At 33.2% G+C, this 24092-nt stretch carries 9 protein-coding genes and 1 tRNA gene; 3 read left to right on the top strand and 7 right to left on the bottom strand.

Annotation, left to right across the window (positions count from 1 at the left end; genetic code table 11):
• Positions 1-27: 27 nt before the first annotated feature.
• The 3 genes from ACKVOV_RS08165 (at position 28) to ACKVOV_RS08155 (ending at position 2319) form a co-directional block, all read left to right on the top strand.
• Positions 28-1161 (top strand): 1-acyl-sn-glycerol-3-phosphate acyltransferase, encoded by a 1134-nt coding sequence (locus ACKVOV_RS08165; protein ID WP_409206306.1) that lies wholly within the window; start codon positions 28-30, stop codon positions 1159-1161.
• Complete coding sequence (locus ACKVOV_RS08160; protein ID WP_409206305.1) at positions 1151-2179, top strand: asparaginase; 1029 nt, start codon at positions 1151-1153, stop codon at positions 2177-2179. Before ACKVOV_RS08165 ends, ACKVOV_RS08160 begins: the two co-directional genes overlap by 11 nt.
• A 55-nt stretch (positions 2180-2234) precedes the next feature.
• Positions 2235-2319: transfer RNA gene (locus tag ACKVOV_RS08155), tRNA-Ser, on the top strand.
• Positions 2320-2454: 135 nt separating this feature from the next.
• On the opposite strand, the gene ACKVOV_RS08150 is transcribed toward ACKVOV_RS08155, so the two are convergent.
• The 7 genes from ACKVOV_RS08150 to ACKVOV_RS08120 all read right to left on the bottom strand — a co-directional run.
• Positions 2455-3054, bottom strand: a complete 600-nt coding sequence (locus ACKVOV_RS08150) for an REP-associated tyrosine transposase (RefSeq protein WP_409206267.1) — start codon at positions 3052-3054, stop codon at positions 2455-2457.
• A gap of 262 nt (positions 3055-3316) precedes the next feature.
• Entirely contained in the window at positions 3317-3913 is a 597-nt protein-coding gene (locus ACKVOV_RS08145) for a hypothetical protein (protein WP_409206266.1), read from the bottom strand.
• Complete coding sequence (locus ACKVOV_RS08140) at positions 3910-4155, bottom strand: hypothetical protein (RefSeq protein WP_409206265.1); 246 nt, start codon at positions 4153-4155, stop codon at positions 3910-3912. Before ACKVOV_RS08140 ends, ACKVOV_RS08145 begins: the two co-directional genes overlap by 4 nt.
• 4 nt (positions 4156-4159) lie before the next feature.
• Positions 4160-15631, bottom strand: coding sequence for an RHS repeat-associated core domain-containing protein (locus ACKVOV_RS08135; RefSeq protein ID WP_409206264.1), 11472 nt, complete (start codon positions 15629-15631; stop codon positions 4160-4162).
• Positions 15632-16357, bottom strand: a complete 726-nt coding sequence (locus tag ACKVOV_RS08130) for a hypothetical protein (RefSeq protein ID WP_409206263.1) — start codon at positions 16355-16357, stop codon at positions 15632-15634.
• A complete protein-coding gene (locus ACKVOV_RS08125) occupies positions 16357-20715 on the bottom strand; it encodes a choice-of-anchor J domain-containing protein (RefSeq protein ID WP_409206262.1) in 4359 nt (1452 codons plus the stop codon). The genes ACKVOV_RS08130 and ACKVOV_RS08125 overlap by 1 nt, the downstream gene beginning before the upstream one ends.
• 10 nt (positions 20716-20725) lie before the next feature.
• A partial coding sequence (locus tag ACKVOV_RS08120; RefSeq protein ID WP_409206261.1) for a hypothetical protein occupies positions 20726-24092 on the bottom strand: 3367 nt, incomplete at its 5' end.

Below are 24092 nucleotides of genomic sequence, written 5' to 3'. Positions count from 1 at the left end.
TTTGTAAGAGATAATTTAAGTTGTAACATGTCAAAATTTGATGCCATTCGTCCTTATTATGATGCGGAAGTAAACCAAGCGCTCCGATCGGCTATTCATCATCCTATTCTAAAGGCCATGATGAATTTTACTTTTCCTGGTGTTGATGAAGAAGTATGGAAAAACCAACTTCGAAAAACACATTCTATAAGAGATTTTCAATGTAATTTTATATACGAAAGTATTCAAAAAGTACTTGAAAAAAGCTCGGAAGGATTAACAACTTCAGGTTTCGAAAAATTAGAAAAAAACACGGCTTACCTTTTTATATCAAACCATCGCGATATAATTCTAGATACATCTTTGTTAAATGCTGCACTTTTCGAGCATGAATTGGTCATGACAGCATCGGCAATTGGTGACAATTTAGTGAAGAAAGATTTCCTAAAATCACTTTCAAGATTAAATCGAAATTTTATTGTTCAAAGAGGACTATCTCCAAGAGAATTGCTACAAAGTTCTCAATTAATGTCGGAATATATTGAGCGATTATTATTGCACGAAAACCGTTCTGTATGGATTGCACAACGAGAAGGAAGAACCAAAGATGGCAACGATGCAACCCATTCTGGCGTATTAAAAATGCTAACGATGGCTTCCAATAAAAATGCGATGGACTATTGTAAAGAAATAAAAATAGTTCCTGTTTCTATTTCTTACGAATATGATCCGACCGATGCGCTAAAAATGCCACAGCTTATGGCGGAAGCCAATCAAGAAATATATGTTAAAGAGAGTAATGAAGACTTTCAGAATATTTTGAGCGGCGTTATGGGGCAAAAAAAACGAATTCATATTCATATTGGAGATATTTTAGATTCTGAATTAGATGTTATTAAAGCAGAGTTTTCAAACACAAACAAGCAAATTCAAGCTTTGACACAAGTTGTTGATGAATCGATTTTGAAATCTTATAAATTGTGGCCTACAAATTTTATAGCCTACGATATATTGTATAAAACTAATAAATTCTCAAACCATTATACCGAAAACGAAAAATCGCTGTTTGAGCGTCGTTTAGAGTTAAAAATAGATTCTAAAAATGCACAAATGGTAGAAGGTTTCCTTGCCATGTATGCCAATCCTGTTGTAAATAAAATGAAATATAATGATGTTGTCTAAAGCCAATATACTTCTAATATATACAGGTGGAACTATAGGAATGGTAAAGGATTTTGAAACTGGCGTTCTCAAAGCATTCAATTTTAAGAAATTACTAAAAAACATTCCAGAACTTAAATTATTAGACTGCAATATTGCAACAGTTTCCTTCGATAAGCCTATCGATTCTTCGAATATGAATATCGAAGAATGGAAAAAAATAGCTATCCTTATCAAAGACCATTATGATGATTATGATGGTTTTGTTGTTTTGCACGGATCAGATACGATGTCATATTCGGCTTCAGCATTAAGTTTTATGTTAGAGGATCTAAACAAACCAGTTGTTTTTACAGGTTCTCAATTGCCTATTGGAGATTTAAGAACCGATGCTAAGGAAAATCTAATCACGGCCATTCAAGTGGCATCATTAAAAAATAAGAATAAGTCAATCATCAATGAAGTTTGTTTGTATTTTGAATACAAATTGTATCGTGGTAATAGAACTACAAAAATAAGTGCCGAACATTTTAGTGCTTTTGCTTCACCCAATTTTCCTGCATTAGCAGAATCTGGTGTTCATTTGAATGTTAATGAAAATATTTTATTAAAGAAGGTAACTACTAAAAAACTAAAAGTAAATACCAATCTTGATGACAATGTGGTAATCATTAAGATTTTTCCAGGAATAAATGAACGAGTAATTCAAACTATTTTATCAATCCCAAATCTAAAAGGAATTGTTTTAGAAACTTATGGTTCTGGCAATGCTCCTACCGAAAAATGGTTTATCGATTTGCTTGAAAACTCAATAAAAAATGGATTGCATGCTATAAATGTAACCCAATGTTCTGGAGGAAGTGTTAATATGGGTCAGTACGAAACCAGCTCACAACTTAAACAAATTGGTGTTATTTCAGGAAAAGATATTACTACCGAAGCCGCCATTACAAAACTCATGTATTTGTTAGGGCAAAAAGTCGCCCCAAGTGTTTTTAAAACCATTTTTGAAACTTCTTTGCGTGGCGAGATGAATTAATCAAGTAATTGTTTACTTCCCAAGAAATTTATTCTTTTATTTGCAAAACATAAAAAGAGAGGTGGCCGAGTGGCTGAAGGCGCACGCTTGGAAAGCGTGTATATGGCAACATATCGAGGGTTCGAATCCCTTCCTCTCTGCTAAGAAAACCTAAACGAAAGTTTAGGTTTTTTTTGTTATTTTATACTTTATTTTTTTGTGTGCACGTTTGCAAATCATAAGTATTCGAAACCTTTGTACTTGCGAATGTGTCTGACTTAGTAGAAGTAAGTAAATCAATACTCATTATATCTGACAAAGGAATTAGAATTTAAAACATCAACTATAGGATTGTCTGCTTTTTCAATAGGCAGTAATCCTTTATCTAAAACATAGTTACTTGCACTAGAGTAACTATATTGAGAAGCTTTTTCGACAATTGCAGATCGAACAGGATTTAAATGTATATAATCTAATTTTGACCACATGAATTTATTACTATAAATCTCCTCAGGATGATTTCCATATTGCCAAAACTGATAGTTCTTGTTACGAGAATGACTTTCGATAGCTAGTTTAAAACGTTCTAGCATCCATTCCCGACGACTCTCTGGCTCGATTTGAATTTTTTCTAAAATTGTTTTGGCGGTAAATTTCTTGAAATCTCTAATTAAATCAGATAACTTTCCATCGTTAGATTGTACAATCATGTGAATATGATTGCTCATAATCACATAACCATATAAAACCATTCCTTTATTGGTAATACAAAAATCTAAACATTCTATAACACAATCTCTATAGGACTTTCTTGTAAAAACATCTATCCAATCGACTACTGTGGCTGTTATAAAGTGTGGTAAAGCTTGATCTCTTATTTTGTATCCGTCTAACATTTTTTATATTTTTTCAAATATAATATTTTCTTATTAATTATTTAGTTGCTCTATTGTAGCATTGCTCTGCGATGGTCTCCCGACCTCGCAGTATTTAATATTATACTTTGTTTGTGACTGCGTAGTCAGAGACATTCGCCGTTTCTTAAAAAAAATAAGCAACTCTTTTAGAAGTTGCTTTTATTTATTCGCTGCGAAGTCAGAGACATTCGCAGAGCCGTTCTAAGATTATTCACTCTTCGCAGAGCGGGGGGGACAATAATTATCGTAATTTAACATATTTCTTCTTTAGTGAATTTTTAGAAACATATATCAACGGCTCATCTTTAGATTCTAAACAATGGAGCAAAAATGTCTCTGTTTTATCACATTCCCAACCTGCGCAGGCAGCAGCTAAACCATATCTAGGATCTGTAAGACCTCTTAACCTATCTATTCCAAAATTCCAACACAATGATATAATTTTTTCTTGATTTTCTATTGAAGGTATCATTTTATCATATCCTAACACTTCTAATACCCCTTCTTTCTTTGAAAAATCATTAGTCCTTATAAAATCAATGATAGATGTAACATCACTATTATCAACTCTATCTAACCTTACATATGCAGCACATGATGTAGCTAAAAAAAGACCTTTATCGACATAGTTTTCTTTTATATATAATTTAGCCACTTCATCACCCTTGAAGCCAAGTGTCTTTATTAATTCAATTATAGTTTCAGGATGTGTTTTATTGCTTTCAATTTTTAATGCATCTAATAATATTGCTGAATAACCTTCAATATTATTTTTTCTGATTTCTATTGCAGCTTTTCTTCTCTTAACTGTGGAATTTCCAAGTAAATCTTCTTTCATATAAAATTATTAATTATCCATTTACTATTTTTATTTTCTCTTATTGCAATCTTATTTCTTGGCAAACTTAATAATTCTGAAATTGATTCGTCATACTCTAATATTTGTTGTAATGATACAACTAATGCATCAGATTCAACCACATTATCATTTGTTAAAAATTGCCAGTCACCATCAGAATCATGTATGACCCGGATTATGTTTTTCTTTTCTATTAAAACATATTTTGTTGTAATTACCATACCTTTACCTATTTGATTTTTTAATATTTTGCGTTTTAGAGAGAACTTGTGCGTTTTCATAACTGTTTGATCCCCTAGGGCCTTCTGCTGCATTTTTTGCGGTTATATGATCTATCTCCGCTTGATTCATATTAGCTGCCTCACCCTTCTTAGATTGAACAGGAGCGTCAAGAATCGTACCGTCTAAATCAGATCGCAAATACCCTCCATTTGCTTCTCTATTAGCATTTAAAATATTAGCTTTTTGAGTTGCAGTAAAGTCTTTACCTGGACCAACAAATTTAGAATCTTTTAAATTTGAATAATCAACTGGTCCATTCCATTCAGGCATATTTTCAACTTTACGTGGAGTATACCATGCTTTATCGGTAAGAGGACCATACATTACAGTATTATTCTGAATATTAATAACTGTTTGAACAGTTGATTGATAATTTGACTGTGCTTCAGAATTGAATGTTCTTTTAAAGTCTGATAAACTCCATTTAGAATGTGTATCACGTATAATTTCAAAAACATCGCTTTTGTCTTGATTGCCATTTCCATAAGTACCTGCAAAACCAATATAATATTTAGTTTTGTTATGAGTAACCAAATACCTTTTTACTGGAATTTTATAATATCTATCAATTAAACCCCACAAGAATGTTACATGATTATGTGTTTTAACACTTGTTAGACTAAATACAATCTTCCCTTTTTTGTCTAATGTTAAAGTATAGTGATACTCTTCAGCTCCATCTAAATCTATTGCTTGTATTGGAGTATTTCCAGCAAATTGATAAGGTGTGTACCAAGGGAATTTTTTTTCTAAAGGATCTATTGATAAAAATCTTCCCACTCTCGGGTCGTAAAATCTTTTTTCATAATCAATAGCGTTTCCTTCTCCCTTTAATTCATCATCTTTTTCCTTACCATTAAACCCGTAACGGTAGGCTGTGCTTGATCCGTGGCGGTTTGGTACGAGGGAACCAAAAGGATAGTAGTCATTATAACTAATTACATCTGGTAAAAATGTATATGTTGGGTTCTTAGCAGGACCAAATTCTGTAAATAATTTACGATCTGTAATTACAGAAAGCACATTTCCTAAGTGATTAGATAACTCATAATTTTTGTCTCCTACATAACGGTAACCTTCTATTGGAGTACCAGCAATTTCTAGATCTCCGTTACCTTGGTCTTCTCCTTCGCAGGCATCTCCTATACCATCATGGTCAGTGTCTAGTTGGTTACCAACATTTGGAATTAGGGCTTGAGCAAGTCCATTAGCAGTTTTCTTGCAATTATCACAAGCGTCTCCATAACCATCTCCATCTTCATCTGGTTGGTATAATCCATTTAGAGTTGTATTATCACTTTCAACCAAAGGATTTGCAGGGGTTGGAGGAACTGTTACAATAACTCTAGGGTCTGCTACTCTAGGATTATAGTTTGAAGGACAATTGTCGCAAGTGTCTCCAACGCCATCACCATCTGCGTCTGCTTGATAATCTAACGCATTATTTGCGGTTGGATTTGGTAATCTACAATTATCACACACATCACCATAACCGTCGTGGTCGGTATCTAATTGATTTGGATTGAACGTAAATCGACAATTATCCCATCTTGTTCCGTCTGGATGATAATCTAAAATTCCATCTAAATCTGTATCTAATAATTGTGGACCACAATAGGTGTTAGAATAACCAACTTGATTTCCTGTAGGAGTTGTATCTAAAGGAGCAATATTATTCATATTTATAGATCCTACTACATCATCTGCATAATCTGTGTTTGAAGATATCGAAGTAGATACTCCATCAAAACTAAACTGGTGTTTAATATCATCAATTGAATAGGTAAAGTCGCATATTTCTACTGGTAATCCAGAATGATTATTATTATATAAATTTCCTAATTCTCTATAACTTCCTATATTACTTTCTGATTGAAAAATGGGCTCACTACAATTATAAATATCACCTGATGTAACGTAATTATTTTCAACAATTGGAACTATACCATGATTTATTGTTGAATATATGTTATCATTTAACTTTAATTCAATAGTATAACCATTCCTCGTTGAATTTAATTTAATCACATAATCTATACTCCATTCTTTTTCAGGAATACCAGTACTTGTAGTGAAACGATATGCATTTGAATCGTATCCTCCTCTCCAAGAATCGTGATTTGTATCATTATAATAGGTAGATTCTGAAATATATTTAAATTCTAAAATTGGAAAATATAAGTTCCCTACTTTTTTTACAGAAATATTTAAATCTGAATATTGCGTATAACGCCAATCAGTATAATCATAAGGAACTTGAGCCATAGCACCTCTTAAATGAAATAATGCACCATTATCAAAATTTGCATCGCTAATTTTTAAATGAGTACTGATTTTTATTTCATCTGTTAATTCGTCTAAATCAGGACGAAAGAGATTCAAATTAGAATTAGGATATTGCCAACTAGTATTATTATTGCCATTAAAAACTAACCCTTTTATAACAGGTGTTGGTGCCAAATTAGCAACAGGAGCTACCCTTGCTGTTGCAGCAAAAACAGGCTCTTGCTTTAAAATGGGAACTAGAGTTTCATCACTTAAGTCGAGGTTTTCTCCTTGTATTCCTAATCGACTACTACCATATATATCGTGCTCTACTAATCTTAGTGTCCCAGTCGAAATTGGATCGGCTACAATTGGTTTTATTTCGGCCAAAAGCTTTCCGTTTCCTTCGGTAGTAAAGCCGTTAGATAAGGTAATAGATTGTGATGCTTGTAGGGTTAGATTACCCGTAGTTGTCACTTTAGATACACTACCTACATTATCGGAAACATAAATACTATTTGTTGCTTGCTTAGTTTCGGCACCTGTTACCGTATAATTATTTAGATGCAAATCTGGAAGTATCGGATTTGCTATGATTCCAGTACTTGTACCTTCATAAACGGCTAGTACATTTCCTTGTGCATCACGCTGATAGTAAGTTGTTTTACTAGCAGCATTGGGTGCATTTACCGTTTTAGAGATTCTGTTACCCAAACCATCATAATCGAACTTAATAATTGTTCCGTTGTCTTTTGCTACTTGATCTACTTTACCATCTACTCGCCAGTAAATGCTTAATCCTTCTTTTACGTCCCTTGTTAACTGACCTATTGCATCGTATTTATAATTGTCTATTTGCTGGTCATCAATATCTAAAGAGGTATCATTAGGATTTGCAGAATCGTTTGTGAAAGTACCATTAGGAACTGTATCGTCTACATGAGATAATTTGTTTGTTCCTGCGATATAATTGTATGATAAATCATCCATCAAGGCGTATGCGGTTGTTGGACTATTAGTAAGCGGTGCTGTTCTTGTTAAGTGTTGTAAGTTTCCGTTTCTATCATAAATATAACTAGACTGATAACTAGGGGCAGTTGTATTTGTTGGTAATACAGCTGTCGAATTCATTTCCTTAATACGGTTTAGCTGATCATACTTATAATGATTAAACTGAGAATTTAGCAAGGTTTGGTCTTCTTTTATTAATGAGGTTACCATTTCCTTAATATTCCCATTATACAGATTTTCTGCACCTTCTAGTGACATTCCTTTACTTAAACTAAATACAATATTGTCATTTGTATTGTGTCTAGAAATATAATCGCCACTATAGTAGTTTAATGCAAATGCCATGGCATCTTGTGCTACGTTTCCTGTACCATCATAATCTCCGTCTTTTCCTGCATCTTTATTTACGCCTATTTGTTCAGAGTTTACTCCTTTTAGCCAGCCTTGTAGGGTATATATATAATCTAATCCTTGTACTTTCTTATCTCCAATTTCTACTCTAGCTAATGGCCCATGTTGGTAATACTGATAGTTAGCATCTTTTTCCCAAATTATATCATCATTACTAGTTTGCACATTCGTTATACGATTGTCAGCATCATAAGTATATTTGTGAATAAACTGGTCTTTTTTGTTGGGCTGATACACTACTTTATTTACGTTTCCGCTTATTAAGTCATAATCATACACTACAGTTTTATGCTTTTGCGTTTCTGGAAGCGCAGGGTTTGTATTATGTTGTACGAGTTGTTTTACATTTCCGTGCACATCATAATCGTAAAATATGGCATTATCATAACTATTGATATTTATTGCCAATGGTGATGTTTTGAAATACAACACTCCTGTAACTCTTTTTTGCGTATTATCTGACGAATAATCTGCAAAATAAGGAACTGCTTGCAAATAAGGTTCATCATATAAAGTATGAGTTACTTCTCTTTTGCTTGCTGTTGACGCTAGTGGTGCTAATGGTGGCGTATAATTTTCGAAACCTTCAAAACCTTCAACAATGGTAGTTCCTCTTAGTAATTTTCCGTTTTCATTGATAGTAAATACTTCTGAAGGTGGTAGAATAATTTCACCTGCTTGGTATATTCTGCCCAATTCGTCATACTTGGTATAACTAAACCACTTTTCATTAGTGATATTATTTCCTATTTTCTGCTTAGCATTTTGAGAAGCGATTATTCTACCCAATTTATCATATGCAAAACGTGTCTCACCACCATCTGGTGTTTTTTGCCATACGAGCTGGTTTAGCGAGTTGTATTGGTATTGGGTCTGCAAAGTATGCGCAGGTAATACGATTAAACCCGCAGCTGTATTATCCTCTTTATCTTTATCAATTTCTAGTTCCGAATTTCGAATTCCATTAATCTGAACATTCAGAGGATCAGTATCTGAGGTCATTAAAAGTCTTTGCCCTGGAACGCCATCTGCGCCTTCCGGCGGTACAGTTTGTACTAGATTCCCTGCTTGGTCATAATAGTACAAAGTATATTGATATTCTTTGTCGTCAGCATTTTTTGTAAATGTTTCCTTAAGATTGTTTACCGCATCTTTAATGTATTTTTTAACAAACTCTTCGCGTTTGTTTGCAAAAAACTGTTGTGTAAAAGCTTGCGAATAAGTTGCTGTTATATTGGCATTAAAAATATCACAAGGTGTTTTAACATCCTTGATGCTTAAATCTAAATGAGGGACTAGTGGTGCTGGCGGACAAATACTATTGTGTTTAATATATACATCTTGTATGTAATTTACCCACGGCATTCTTGGATTTGTAAGGTCTGCAAGATAAGCTTTGTAGCTATCAATAGCGAGGTTTGTTCCTGCGTAGCCATAGTTTAGTTTAGAAGAACCAAACTGTCCTATGCTAATATACAAAGGATGTTCGATATAAGTAATTCCTAATTGATCTAAATAATAAATATATTGTGTACTTATGTATCCTAAATTTGCCCCACAAAAGTAGGTGTCGTCATTTAATAAATAATCGGGTAGCACATAAGGGATGATGATACCATTAGTTGTAATCTCATTAGTTGTAATACTACTCATTCTTTGTTTAAATTCTCGCCATTTTGCGCCACAAACTACTGGCTCTACTTGTGGCGGAATACAGCTTACACAGGGTACTTCTACTTCTTGTAGGCAGGTATCTAGATTTAGGCAGGAGATACTTCCGGTTATAACAACACCTGATCCAGCTGGTTCAGCACCTGGCCAAGTGCCAATAGCAGTAAATGTTGTGTATGTATTATCTGTGAATTTTAATTGATGAATATTCCTGATGTTCGCTGTATAATCTCTATCTAATTTAATAGTCATTCCACAATTCGAATTTGCTGCAAATTGAAAAGAATATGTCTCTAAACTTGAAGAATTGTCAAATAAATAATTATTTACTGAAGGGTTTACTCCGTTTGGTAGACTTAAAAAGGGAGATAACCCACTTAAATCAGTACTTGATCCTTGTTCAAATCGAATTAATTGACTTAAAATATTTGTCAAACTATTCTCTGCCTCTATTTGCTGTGGACATACAAAACTTTCTAAACAATCTACTGAACCAGTTCTTATATCTACGCCAGCTGGAATAACTTCATTTTCCACTTGATATGAACCATGATGAACCATAACTGTAAAAGTTTGATTGTCTGGATTAATATGAAAATTAGAAAAGTTTGTTATTGAATTATAGTAATTCCTCCAGCCAAAAGTTCCACATCCTCTAAAACTACAACTACTTAGTACTAATGAGAACTCACAATACGCATCTCCTCTTTGAGAAAATTTAAATTTCATTCCTAAACTAGTACCTATTTCAAGGGGATTTGTTGTACTCCACTCAGTGTCAAACTCATTAATTGTTGATCCATTAGGAATTACATACGAATCTAAATCCACCCACTGCTGTGGATTATAACCATCAGGAACACCTTCTTGAGTATTTTTTTTAACCCAAAGATGATTTATCAACTTCAAGAAATTAGCTTCTGCAGCTTGTTGTGCAGGAATTTTATCATGACAAATACAACCAAAATCCAATAGGTTTATAGTTCCTGTTATGGTGTTTAAAGAGCCATTATTTAATACATAATTAAATACTATCGTTGTTCCTGTGATATTAATTCCTGAAAAATGGTCGAATGTTGCTGGTAAAGGTGAATTTAAAGTTACATTCACAAATGTAGTTGGATTAATATTTATACTGAAACCGTTTGTACTACCGCTATATTCAGCTAACAAGGTTGTGTCACCCAAAAATTCGGCAATAAAACTACTTCCGTAATTATATAGTCCTGGATTAGGAGGAGTTACTAATGGATTATAGTCCTCTTTTAATGGTATTTCAGCAATGCTAAATAATTTATTTTTTTCTTTTAATTTATTTAATAATTGTTGTAAATTCTTTTCGAATTTAAATTTTTTAGGACATCCGCCACCTGCTTCAGAGCTTGCATTCCCTGTACCATCAGCCATATCGAAACTACAATTAGCTAACTGAACTATCGTTGTCCCTTCTATAATTATCTCTTCGTAACAATGAATAGCAGGATTAGCATTAATATTTTCTATTACAGCTACTACTCTAAATTTTTCTGCTCCTGCAGGACTTCCTGGTACCAAGTAAATGTTTTTGAATTCTTTGATTGTAAATCTAGAATTATTTAGATAGTTTAACCATGATGGATGTGTACTATTTCCACTAACACATGGGTTTACATACGAAGTAGGTTGAATAATTTTTAATATTAATGGGTTAGCAAAATCAACACCATTATCATTTTTTACAATTAATTTTAATGTGTAGTCGCCATCCATTTCTCCTCTAATTGTAGGAGTCAAAGATCCTGTTAGTGGGAAAGTACCACCAAGAGCTTTATACAAATCGCTAGAAAAAGGAGTAATTGTGTTAGCAGGAATTGGGGGAGTTCCATTTATAGGTAATTTCCCTGAAGGATTGTACAAATAAGGGAGTACATCCTGACCATATTCATTTTTACTTTGACGAACAAATCCGTTAAGGAAATGCTCGAAATCTAATAATAAAGGACATTTACCCGTTTGCATAAATATTCCTTGATCGGTAGCGTGTTCGGCGGCAGTTAATGCCGCTGCATCGTCTGTTCCTGAGTTGAAAGAAAAATCAGCAGAAATAAAACGCTTGGTTTTGGCATTGTAGTAAATTCTTGTAATATCTGAATGAACTGCTTTTTGTGAATTTGCTGTAACCAAAACTGGTGTAAGTGGATTTGCGGGTATTACTGGACTTGCTGAAACTAGAGATAGAGGATTGTTAGATGCATCATTTATTGCAAATGTAATATCTGCGACTCTAGCTGAATTATACTTTCTGAACAACGTTTTATAATTATCGGTGTTTTGTGCATCACCAATAAAACCATTGTACCCGCCATTTTTTAAAGCATAAATATTAGAAAAGACAGTTTTCGTTTTCGTTTTTAAAGAAATATAATTACTTCTAAAAGTTAACCAGATGCGGTCTTTTTGAGCTGTAGTGATTTCTGATTCTGGCGCAAGTTTTATATGACTAATTAATTGAGAGTTTGTTGGATTACTAGTAATAATGTTGTCAAAAAAGCTTATTGGCGCCAAACCACCACCAAACATGACTACATATAGTGAAGCTTGTAGCATGTTCATTGGTTTTTTTCCATTAGGAGCTGAAGCCCAAGGATAAGTTAGTCCATCATAATTTGTTGTAAGTGCTTCTAGCATTATTGCTTTTCTCAAACCATCTTGAGTAGCAGTATTATTTATTGAGGGATAAATATTTACACTATAAAAAGGATCTCCAGAAACACTTAGGTCTTGCAAATCATAAAGTAAAGTTGATACCGGTGTTGTAGTAGTGTTGGCTACCGAAGAAAAAGTACTATATGAATTCAGGTTTTCATCAAATTCGTCAGTATTCTTTCCACCGTTATAGCGTTTATCACATAGTTCTTTATGGTATTCTAAATAGTTATATTCTGGATGGTATTTGATTAATGAGTTTGCCCAATTTGGATCCCATGCTTTAATAAAATCAGCCACATTATCTAAGTATTGTGGTTTTACTTTAAATATAACTCCTTCTGAATCACCTGTTGATACAATTTCATTTATAGGTGTATTTGGCTCAATAGCAGGACTATATGAATTATTAGCGATTTTAGTAACTGTAATCATAGAAGCTGTCCCATCAGCCTTCGTGTATTCTGGTGAAGGGTATTTCCAGCTGTATCTGGATTGTGCTGATGTTACAGTTGCATTTGCGCTAATAGCATCTTGACCACTTGGATATGATCCTCCTTTTAGCAAAAAGTTATACTCGTTAAATATACTTAAGTTGTCCGAAACAACTTGTATAGGACTTGTTGCTGTAGGAGGAGGGGTGTTGTCGTCGACTGTGGGTGTCACTACTCCTTCTTCTGTATCAAAAACAATTCCTTCTATTGAGCCATATTGTCCACTTGGACTAAGGTCATCTAGTAATTGAGATTCGTTTATATTACAGGTTAATGGAGCACTATTACATATTTCTCTACAAGTTTGTAGCGATAAGTCGAACTCGAATTTATATGTTTTTTCAGATTCAATAATTTGTGCATCTGCATCAGAAGAATTGTGAATAAGATTGTCTCCTGAATAACTAAAGTTTAGGTTTCCGTAAAATGTAGTTAATGAATTTACGACATATTTTTTTCTTGCAATATCAATGTAAAGTTTTCTTGCTGTAACATTTCCAACTGTAGTAGTGTCTGTTGGAAATAATGCTTCATACTCTAATTTATCAGCTGCTGATAAATGCTGACTAACCAAAGCTTTCTCACATTCATGACAATTAATATTACAATCTTCTACATGAATATCAACTTGATATTGCGAAGTTTTAGGAAAACAATCATTATTTTGATTTGTTGGATTTGCTTTTAAAGTTGCAATATAATCATCAGCATAGGCTTCAACAGCAACTTGATTTACTCTAACATCTTTAGCGATGGTATAGCTTTTTGCTTTCTTTAAAAAACTTTCTGTAATACTGGTGTTATAATTGATTGCTGCTGGGTTACCAGTATTATTTAGAATGATGGAACCAATTGTAAGATACTTTTGAGGATCTAGATTATTGAAGTTATTATAAAAATGAAGATTCTCTATTCCGCAATCATCTTTAAGACTCATCCCTAAATCATAAACAAATGGATATGATTTGGGTGTGAGACAAGTATCTGAAAAAGTATTATTAAAATGAGGAAGAGTGTAGTTAAAAATTACATTTATATTGTCCTTAATAACATTAAGTGGCGCACTTATCCTAATAGCATCTTCTTGTATGCCATATCTTCCTGTTGTATATTTATCGTTATTAACTAATAGATTAGTAGTGATAGGTGCTGAAGGATTAGTAGCGTCATATAAAGGGTCCAAACTACCCGCTTTATCACCTTGCAATGCAGTAGCCACAGTTCTTCCTTGAGGATCTAAATAACTTACGCTTACTTGTCCGTTGGGATCTATAACTGTATTTTTTTTGTATCGCTTACTATCTCCCACTTTATAGCCAAAAAGTCTATTTAGCTCTAGCTGAGATGGAGTATCATACTTATACAACATTTCGTGACCATTACCTAGTTGGTGTGTTTTTCCAACCCCACCTTTTCTGGTTATCCTTCCAGTGTTGTCTGGCGTGTATTCTATTTGAGAAAATGGGAAACCTTCGGCATTAGGCACATAATCCTGAAAAGTATTTGTAGGTGACGATAGTTCCGAATAGTATTTACTGGCTCCAGATGTCTTTCCCATCTCTGAGACAAGTGGTATTGTGCAAATATTTCCTACTGAATCCCAATCGAAGTCTTTATGAGAATAAATTTGTCCAGTAGTATTGATATTTAAATTACCAAAATACTTTATTGCCGCATTCTCTATAGGTACGGGCAAAACCTCAATCGCAGCACGACCTTGGTTGTCATATATAACTTCCCCAACAACAGATTGGTTGTTAGAATTTATTTTAGTTACTGTTTGACGATTTCTTAAGGAACCATCAAAATAACTAACCACTTCTTTTTTCTTGCCATCCTCTGCAAAGGAAGATTGATATTGCCAGTTTTTACCACCGTTTTCATGACTTTTAGCAATAGTAATTTTATTAGGCCAATCTTGAATTGTTGCAAAAGTATCGGTCACACCAGACGACCATAAACCATAATAATTTTTAGTAGTATTATCTAAAAAACGACCTACAGGACGAACCCTATAAACGAGGTATCCTCTAGAAAAAATTAATGGAATATTATAGCTTAAATCTTTTGTTTGAATACGTGTACTGTTTAATTTGAATTGTTGTTCGGTAAGTGAAATTTGATTTTCAGTTAAAAACACGTTCTGTACATCACTATAACTGTCTATCCAAGTCCATTCTAATTCGTATTCCAGTGCTGGAAAATTTGGATCTTTTGCCCAAGCGATTTGTAATTCATCCTCACCATTTGCAATTGCTCCTGGCACAGCAGTAGCTAATTGACCTATATAAGTTACTAGACTCGTTGTAGGAGAAACATAAGTCCCTTTCATATTAAAATACCTTTCGGTATTAAACCTAGCTTCGACGTATAATGGTGAATTTGTTAAAGAAATTGAATTTCCAGTTTGGTCGAAATATTGAACACCTCCTATTTTAATATCTGCCTTATGTATTCCTGGTAGCTTATATATTAGAAAATCATTTAACTTAAAATTTTCTGTTGAATTGTTATGAACAATAGTAATTACTTTATTTTCAGAATCAATTTGAGAACCATCAGTGTTATATCTTGCAATATCTAAAGTTACTTCCGCAGTAAAAATAGTATTATAAGCAGCAAAATCATTAGATTCATCTATAAAACCAACGTGTATGTTTATAGCAGAATTTACCGAAGTAAAGTCATTTACATTTGCTAAATCTGCAAATTTAGAATCTTCAACTGGGATAGATCCTCCTATTAATGCATTACCAACAATTCTGTTAGAACCCAATGGTAATGGTTCATCTACTTGTTGTGCAAATCCGATGGTTGCAGAAAAAATAATTAAAAACTGAAGAATTTGTTTGATGGCTTTCATACTTACTTGGCACATTTATTTTTTATTCGAAATATTCGTTCTCACATCAGAAACCTCATAGTCTTTGTACTTTGCGGTTGCTGTAATTTTATTGTTTTTGCTAATACTAAAAAACGAATAAACATTCATTTTTGATGAATCAACTGGATTGTTACTGTAATTACTATATACAATTTCCAATCGTGGCATACTTAAATTCTGTTTTTTATAATCAGTCGAAAAATTAACTTCTGTATTGTAATAAAACACTTGTTTTTGGATCGTAAAATTTTTATTTATATTTAAAATAATTTTTGAATAGGTCAACCCTGAATATTCACCAGGAATCATTACAATTTCCCAATAAACCTTATAATCTTTATAAGATGCTATTTTACAAAGTGCTAATAACTTATTCATGTCGAATTCTGCAGTAGAAAGACCAGGTTTATTAGACACATCCATTGCTTTCTCTGTATGATTTACTTTAACAGAAAATAGTTTTCCGTTAATGAACTCCGTATTGTCTATTTTCATATAAACTACGTTATTGGCTGTTTTTATAAAACTGCCATTATAACTTTGACTGGCTACTTTTGTTTCATAGTCTTTGTACAAGCTATACTTAGTTATATATTGTAATGGCTTTGAGTTTGTATACTGTGCATTCAATTTTTTGAATACATCACTTACTGATTGTCCAAATGTTGTTGTCGACAATAGAAAACTAATAAGTAACAAAATTGCATTTTTTACTTTCATTATTCTACTTTAATAACATTACCTGAACGAGTTTCCTGAATCGTTTTGATTCCCTTAACCGTTTCTTTTTTAATTCTAACTAAACCACCTTCATTATCATATTCGTAATAAGTAGCATAATTATTCTCGTCTAACTCGGACATGAGTCTAAATGTTTCTGGATCATAAACAAACGATTTCATATTTCCTTTAACAGGATAAATACGAATGTCATCAAAGAATACGGGAATGCTATTACTCTCGTTAACTAATTCAAACTCCATGAAAATTGTGTTAGCTGGGATTTCAAATTTACCTCCAATACGTTGCCAGCCTTCAATAATGTCTCCTTTTGGTATGAAAAATATTTCTGAATTAGTTATTGGAAGCGGGTTAATAGGTTTTCTATTGTAATCTAGAAATCTTAAAATAATTTTTGGGCTTGTATAATTTTTAACTTGAACATTTAATTCTTCTTTTACCCAAGCACTTAGCACATATCCACCAACTTTTCCAGGCTCTGGTTGGAAAGAAAAACAATCATCACATGGATCCTTAATTGCAGTCGATCCACATTTAGCATAAACATCGTCCATGTTGTCTGATAAAAAGGTCGATTCTGGATCACCAAAAATATCCATATTAGCCATTCCTATAAAATCATCATTTTTAAAATCTGGATCAGAACTAGCGTGGTTAGATGTGTTAATTGTATTTATTGGAAAATCAGGGCTTGGTATTTGCAATAAATACTTTAATGATAAGGCAAGGGCAGGCGTCACTCTACTGGTAGGAGACGAACTTCTTAAATTTGGCACATAATTAGGATCTTCATTTCTTGCCTTATTTCCGAGAGCACTTTGCTCATCATAAACATAAAAACCATTGTCTATTCCTACAACATATAAATGGGGTTTAGCCTCATTTAAAGGCAATATATGTTGATAGTTATTAAATTTTGCCATTGTTGCTTTAAGCCCAGTTAAGTCATTTGTTTCCGACCCATCTGTAATCATAACAACTAATTTTGGTGGGACCGCAGAAAAATTTGAGGTTGCTTTGTCTAGACCGCTTTTCCAGAAATCCGAACCGCCGCTTATACCAGTTGTTCCGTTTCGAAAACCATAACTGTTTACACCATCTAGGGCTGGACCATCTACCCATTTCATTAACTCAGTAAGAGTTGAATTAGGATCAGTAATAGTACCACTAACTCTTTTGTATAAAACATGATCTGTTCTATTGTTTATATCAGTATCCGACATCCCTATTAGTGAAACGTACATATTCCAGTTAGGATCTAAATCATTCAGATAAGCTTGTTGATTCAAAAAGGCTTTTAACTGACGTTTTATATTTATTTTTTCAGAATTATCTATAGAACCTGACTCGTCAACGACAATAGCTACATGGTTTACACAAAAGTCATCTGGACAGAAATTGATGTGACGAGTATGTCCTAGAGCAATTCTTGATCCATCTGCTAAAATAATTTTATTATCAATATTAGTTTCTAAATTAGATTGTGTATAATTAACTACATCTATATCGCTAAAAGGCGCCATTGTACTATTCCAATTACTTAGATAAACGTCTGGAGAACCTGCATTTTGATCAACTGGGTGAAACCAAAATGCCATAGTATTTCCACTAACAGTAAATCCATAAATTTTCTGTTTTTCATCAGTAATATATAATTCAAAAGCTTTTAATTCAGGACATGTATAACCTGTAATCGGTATATCTTCATTGTTTATTACTTTAGTTCTTAGGTGATTTAGTAAAGCTATAAATAATTGTTTTGCACGTGGTGTTCTAGGATTTGTTGCTGTACAAGGATCGCATGCAACAACAGGTACTATTTTCGTAAATGTAGTTGTACAGCCGTTAGGCTCTGTGATAACTAATTCAGCTTTATTATTTCCTACCGTGGTAAATGTATATTCTGTGTATAAATCCGTAGCTGTTGATAATGCATAACCATTTTGATCTTTGAAAGTCCACTGAAAAGTTGCTCCAATATTTTCTATATCAATATCATTTGCTTGAGGAGAGAAATGTACCCTTCTGTTACCACATGTATAATTAGACCCTTCTGGAAAATCGATAAAAGTAATTTCTCCTATAATTGGGACACAAGAAATCTCACAAAGATTAAGATGTTTTAATGTTAATTCAGCCAGATTACTTCCAAAAGATGCTGGGACTTTATACATGAAATATTGTGAAGAGTAATAACCAGTAGATACAAAATTTGTCATTAATCCAAAACTTGGCGAATAGCCTGTTATTTTGACATCTTTTCTGAGGGCATTGGGATGGTCAGAAAATGAAAATTCTAATGTACCGTTTAGATAAGAAAAATTATATATAGCAGGATTAGGATCAGCTATATATTGCGCTAGATTTTGTAATACAGTAGGATTATATCCATTTGGGACAGAACCACCTGAATTTACAATACCTAAAAGATGATTTATTAAATTTACAAATAATGAAACTCTTGTGTTTACCTCTATAGTATTTGTTTTTATACATTGATCTAGAGAAATTCCTCCAATAATAACACGGGCATTATTCCAATTACTATATCCATTTACTCCACAATTTGACCTAGCATAACATTCATACACAATATCTGGTTCTAGGTTAGTAGCAATATATGTAGATGTATTTACAGGAATTCCTGTAAACTGTCCAGCTTCCCCAAGAGGTCTTATAAATATCTCCCAATTATTTTGCGCTGGATAAGAATTTAAGTTTTGTGAAGTCCAAGTAATATTTGCAGAAACACCATTATAACTACTTGAAACAATAGTTGGTACTGGACAAAACGTAGAAAAAGTGTTATAAGACCAAGCACTAAAATTACCATTGCCACAATTTTCTCTTACCCATAAGCGATATGTGCCTAAATTTAATCCAGTAGCACTATAATTATTAGTGTTTATTGTAATGGGGTTTAAAGGTATATAAGAGCCGTTATATGCTGTAACTTGCACCATTTCTACCTGCCATGAATTTGCTCCTGAAGCGGTTGCCCAAGAAATATCAGCTGATGTATTAGTAACATTTGTTGTAGAAAAATTAATAGGATGAAGACAATTCGCTCTTTCAATTATTAAATCATATAGAATTCCTGTTGTAGGAGTTGTACTAGAAGACACCACAATAATATAAGTTTGTCCTGAAATGACAGGTAGCGTTATTTCTCTTGAAGTATCGCTTATGTTTGCAACACCTGCAAGACATGAAACACCTACATTGCTACAACCATTGTAAACAAATATACTAGAGTTATTGTTCCCACTATAAGGATTCATTGTAATTTTAATAGTTTCAGAAACTGAAGCTGTGTAGGAATAAAACACTTCTGCTCCTTCCAAATAATTAGTAGTTCCTCCTTCACATCCTGTTCCTTGTGGTGTATCAACTTCATCACCATAAACGTTTGTACTAGTACTATGGTTGTAAGGTAAACTCGAAATGGTTATTGGTGTACTGCATATAGATCCAGCAGGTGTTGTAAAAAAATTAAAAGGTCCAACCCACTGACTAAAATTACCACTACCACAATTTGCTCTCACATAATATTTGTAAGCTGTTGCCGGCATTAAACCTGTCACTACAAATGGATTAGTAGGTACTGCTATTCCAACTCCTGTTGGTGTACTTGCTGCTGGAATAACTTCTACTTCCCAAGAGGTTGCAGAACCGTTGTTTGTCCAGTTTAGGCTAACTGTTGTAGGTGTTATAGTCCCAACATTTAATATCGTTGGATCTAGACATTGTTGCACTACTTTTACGTCGTCTATCAACCATCGGTCTCCAGATATTGTACCTGTAGGCTGTGTATTAAGTTTTACAAAAGCAATATATAGCTGTGTTCCAGCTGGATAATCTGCTAAATTTACAATTTTTTCTTCGTAAACATTGAAAGTAGCATTTAGTGTTGTTTCTGTCCAGCTTTGAACTGGCAAATAGGCTGCTTGATTATTTTGGGTAGCATTGGTAGATATTCGTATCTCATACGTAGATCCACTATTACCCGTAAAACTTTGTCTGGTAAAAAACCGTAATTGCGAATTGGCACCAACTGTAATTTGCGGCGAAATTAACCAGTCTATAGACGTATTACCAGCACCCACATTCTCACGATCCACAATGGCCGCTTTTAGACCAGAGTGAACTCTTGTTGGATCGGTCGTTTCGGTCCAACTCATAATTGTGCCTACACCATTATCTAAAACTGTCCAGTTTCCTGATGTGGTAGGTGGAAATGTTGTTCCTTCAAATCCTTCGTTTAGAACTTGAGAAAAAGCAGCGTTTGTAACACAAAAACATACAATACTAAATATTATTTTATTTATTAATTTCATCTTACCTAAATTATTTTTTTGCTACTATTTTAGTATTTGTTTTAACTGTTACTTTTGGAGTACAGTTTACTATTTTCTTCTGAATTGTAGAAGTTGCTTTAGGCTCTAATCTGATACTTCTTCTACCTGTATGTGATTGCTTATTTGTGATAGAGATTTTATTTTTTACCAAAGCACCTTCATAACTAAAATGTGATTTTTCATTACAATCTGCAAAATCATAATCTTCGAAACCATCGTAAGCAAGCTCTTTATACTTCGTATTTGAAGCTACTGCAACTGGAAAACGATTGTTGTAGCCGTAAAGTGCAGACGAATATCTTTCTAGTGCATCCTTATTTTCTACCTCTTGTCCCCAAGCATTGTATTGCGATACTTCTGATGCAAATGTCCATCTGCCACGTGCTTCTCCTGTTGTAACCGTCCAATTTTCATTAGCAGAATTATGAACATAGAACGATCTAAAATCGTTAAAGAAACCTGTTTTTCTTGGAGTTGGGTCGGCAGTATTGTTCCTTCCTGTTAAATAGGCATGCGATTTTACAGCTCTCCAATTTCCTAATACATTGTATCGGTATGGGTTGTAAGATTTTTTTTCAACAATGTCAAAATCTAAAGAACTATTATTTAAGTCATATTGAAATGGTAATAATTCTTTGGATTCATCAATTAGTGTTTCGGGATTATCTACTTTAAATTTCATTTGTGGCAAACCACATTCACATTGTGATGGCCATACATCTTTGTATTCAATTGCTGATGCATTTACAATTCTATTACTGCTCCAATCATTACTTAAAAAAGGATCGTTTCCAATGTTACTTCCTATAGTTAACGAAGGTTTTTTCATTAAAGTAACACTTGCCATAGAAGCCCCTTGCATATTTTTATGTCCAGATTTAATTACTTTTATAGATCCTGATGCAATTACTTTTGCATTTGGATTTTTAACATCGTCCGTTTGTTGGACAACCTTGATTCCTTTTTCATCGATCAAATTGAAAGAATGATCCGGTTTTACATTTACAACCCAAGCCTTAAACCCAACGCCTCTTTTTTCGGATGGAAGAGATGGGGTTGCCCATACTTCATCACCATCTATTAAATAATCATCGGCATTTGGATTAACACTATTAACAGAATCAAATTGGTATTTATTTTGACCGGAAATATTTTTAATATTCCATGTTAACCCTAGATTTAGAGCTGCTTGACTCATTCCTGGATTAGCCCAATAGGCTGGAAAATTGAAATTATAATACTTGTCATTGTATTCGTTTATTGTTTCTGTTAATAAAACATTTCCAGTATCGGCATCCCAAGCTAGGTTCTTGGTTGATACTTTAGCATTTTTATCGAAAGCAATAGTTTCACGAAGTATTCCTGTTGTATGTATAACCTTTGTAGTTATTGCCGTTCTTAAAATATTTACATGTTTAGCAAATCTAGGAATTGGACAAGGAACCACAAGAATAAGAAGCGTTATAGGTAATGTTTCTGTCTGAAAATGAAGCCCCGCCGATTTAGTCTCAGAATAATTCTCTCTAAAATCATTTACTACATCATAATCGACAGCTACTGTATTTTTTCCAATTACTCCTTTAGAGTCTATGGTTACAATTTCATTATTTAACTTTCCTTGATTTGAAGATGAATTATTAGGCATTTCTTCATATTTGTATTCCATCCCTGAAACTAATTCTTTACCTTCAGAATAAACCTCTTGTGATTTCATTTTCCCATCCATATCATTTGTATGTATAGAAAAACCTTGTGCCATCGTTAAATGTGTTTTCACATTAATATTCAATAAACCAGCTAATGGAGAGTTATCATATTTTGCGCTAATCATTGAAATATCTGAAATTGTAGGATAATCTCTAGTGGTAAAAAAATCTGTAACCACATCGCCTGTAGCATGTTTTTTTAATGTAATTACTTCGTTAGCATTTGTTTTCTCTCTTGCTAAGTTCTTTACACTAACATGACTGTAGGTGATTTTTGGAGATGGGAAAAAACATTCTCCAAAAGGAAGTTCTACATAATTTTGAGTGCCTGGTCCGAGAACACTATCTGGTTTATTATGATCATAAAAAGGATATACAAAAGGATTTTCTTTACAACCTAATGGCTCATAGGATGCAACACCTGAAGAACCATTACCATCTTTATCAACATAGGAGTATTGTTGTCCGTAAAATTGTTTGTAAACTTCTTGGCCTTCATTGTTTGTCATTCTATCCCAATTGTCATGAATTTTTATTTCTTTAACCCTAACACCACCACCTAGTTTTTTAGATTCTGGTTGCATAAGGCGGATCCATGATTTATTAGCAATGAATTTAGATGCAATTTTAAGTTGGATTAATTTTTGATTCGGGCTAATAACTATATCTTTTAGATCTGTTATCATTCCAACTAAACTCTTTACAACACCTTCAACATCTTCAATATTAACATCTTCTCTTCCTGTATGACTATATACAGTATTGTTTAAATACTGTCTTCCGAAATACCAACCTGCTTTTGTGATTGGACTTACAGGTATTCCACTTAATGCGCCACCATCACCTCGAGTTGTATGAGCTATCTTTACTGCTGCATAAAGACCATTAGTTCCTCCTATTATTTTATGAACTCCAGCTTCATTAGATAAATTTAAATAACCAGTAACATAATCATATTTGTCGTTATCTGAGACAAAAGGACTGGTCATATTAGTTAAAAATCTAAAATAAATAGGTAGTCCTTTTAATTTTCTAATATATTTATCATAAAATTCTTCATTAGAGCAAGGTTTGTCTAATTTTATATATAGATAATCATACGACATGTCTATAGGGTTCGAAAGATTCGAAAGATTCTTATTGTCAATTTGGTCACTTAGATCATTAGGATTATCTTCATTACCTGCACCTACAACTTTAAACATTTGCATGGCTTCTTTGTTTTGTACGTACTTATAATCATCGGATTCATACTTAAGTTCCATCTCACCACCAGAAGGCAAACCTATAGACCTAAGAAGCCATACAGAAGCATTTTGATCAGCAGACACTTGGTTACTTTGGTCTACATAAGGATATTCAGCATTTGATAATGCACTAAGTGTTTCGCAACCAACACCTTCGTTAGATTTTTTGTAATTCCCCCAAATGTCATAATTTTTTTGGTTGTAATTTGGGTTACTTGATTCGTTGAGTTCATCATAATTAAAAGTATAAGGCGTATATTTGCCCATATTTGAATCACGATAAGTAAAATATACTTTTTTAAGTGTTAGTTTTCCACCTTCAGTGTTTTCTAATCCAGATGTTTTATTAATAAAGTCTATGTTGTTTTCTATTCCTTTACACAAACTATAATTATATTCAAAA

The sequence above is a fragment of the Flavobacterium sp. genome (assembly GCF_046153165.1).
Taxonomy (GTDB): Bacteria; Bacteroidota; Bacteroidia; order Flavobacteriales; family Flavobacteriaceae; genus Flavobacterium.
Note: the sequence above shows the minus strand (reverse complement) of the source record. Positions and strands in the feature narration are given on the sequence as shown.

Excerpts from the sequence above, each read along its gene's own strand:
- ACKVOV_RS08140 (WP_409206265.1), bottom strand. The coding sequence starts at position 4,155 with ATGGTAATTACAACAAAATATGTTTTAATAGAAAAGAAAAACATAATC.
- ACKVOV_RS08165 (WP_409206306.1), top strand. The coding sequence starts at position 28 with ATGTCAAAATTTGATGCCATTCGTCCTTATTATGATGCGGAAGTAAAC.
- ACKVOV_RS08145 (WP_409206266.1), bottom strand. The coding sequence starts at position 3,913 with ATGAAAGAAGATTTACTTGGAAATTCCACAGTTAAGAGAAGAAAAGCT.
- ACKVOV_RS08125 (WP_409206262.1), bottom strand. The coding sequence starts at position 20,715 with ATGAAATTAATAAATAAAATAATATTTAGTATTGTATGTTTTTGTGTT.
- ACKVOV_RS08135 (WP_409206264.1), bottom strand. The coding sequence starts at position 15,631 with ATGTGCCAAGTAAGTATGAAAGCCATCAAACAAATTCTTCAGTTTTTA.
- ACKVOV_RS08130 (WP_409206263.1), bottom strand. The coding sequence starts at position 16,357 with ATGAAAGTAAAAAATGCAATTTTGTTACTTATTAGTTTTCTATTGTCG.
- ACKVOV_RS08150 (WP_409206267.1), bottom strand. The coding sequence starts at position 3,054 with ATGTTAGACGGATACAAAATAAGAGATCAAGCTTTACCACACTTTATA.
- ACKVOV_RS08160 (WP_409206305.1), top strand. The coding sequence starts at position 1,151 with ATGTTGTCTAAAGCCAATATACTTCTAATATATACAGGTGGAACTATA.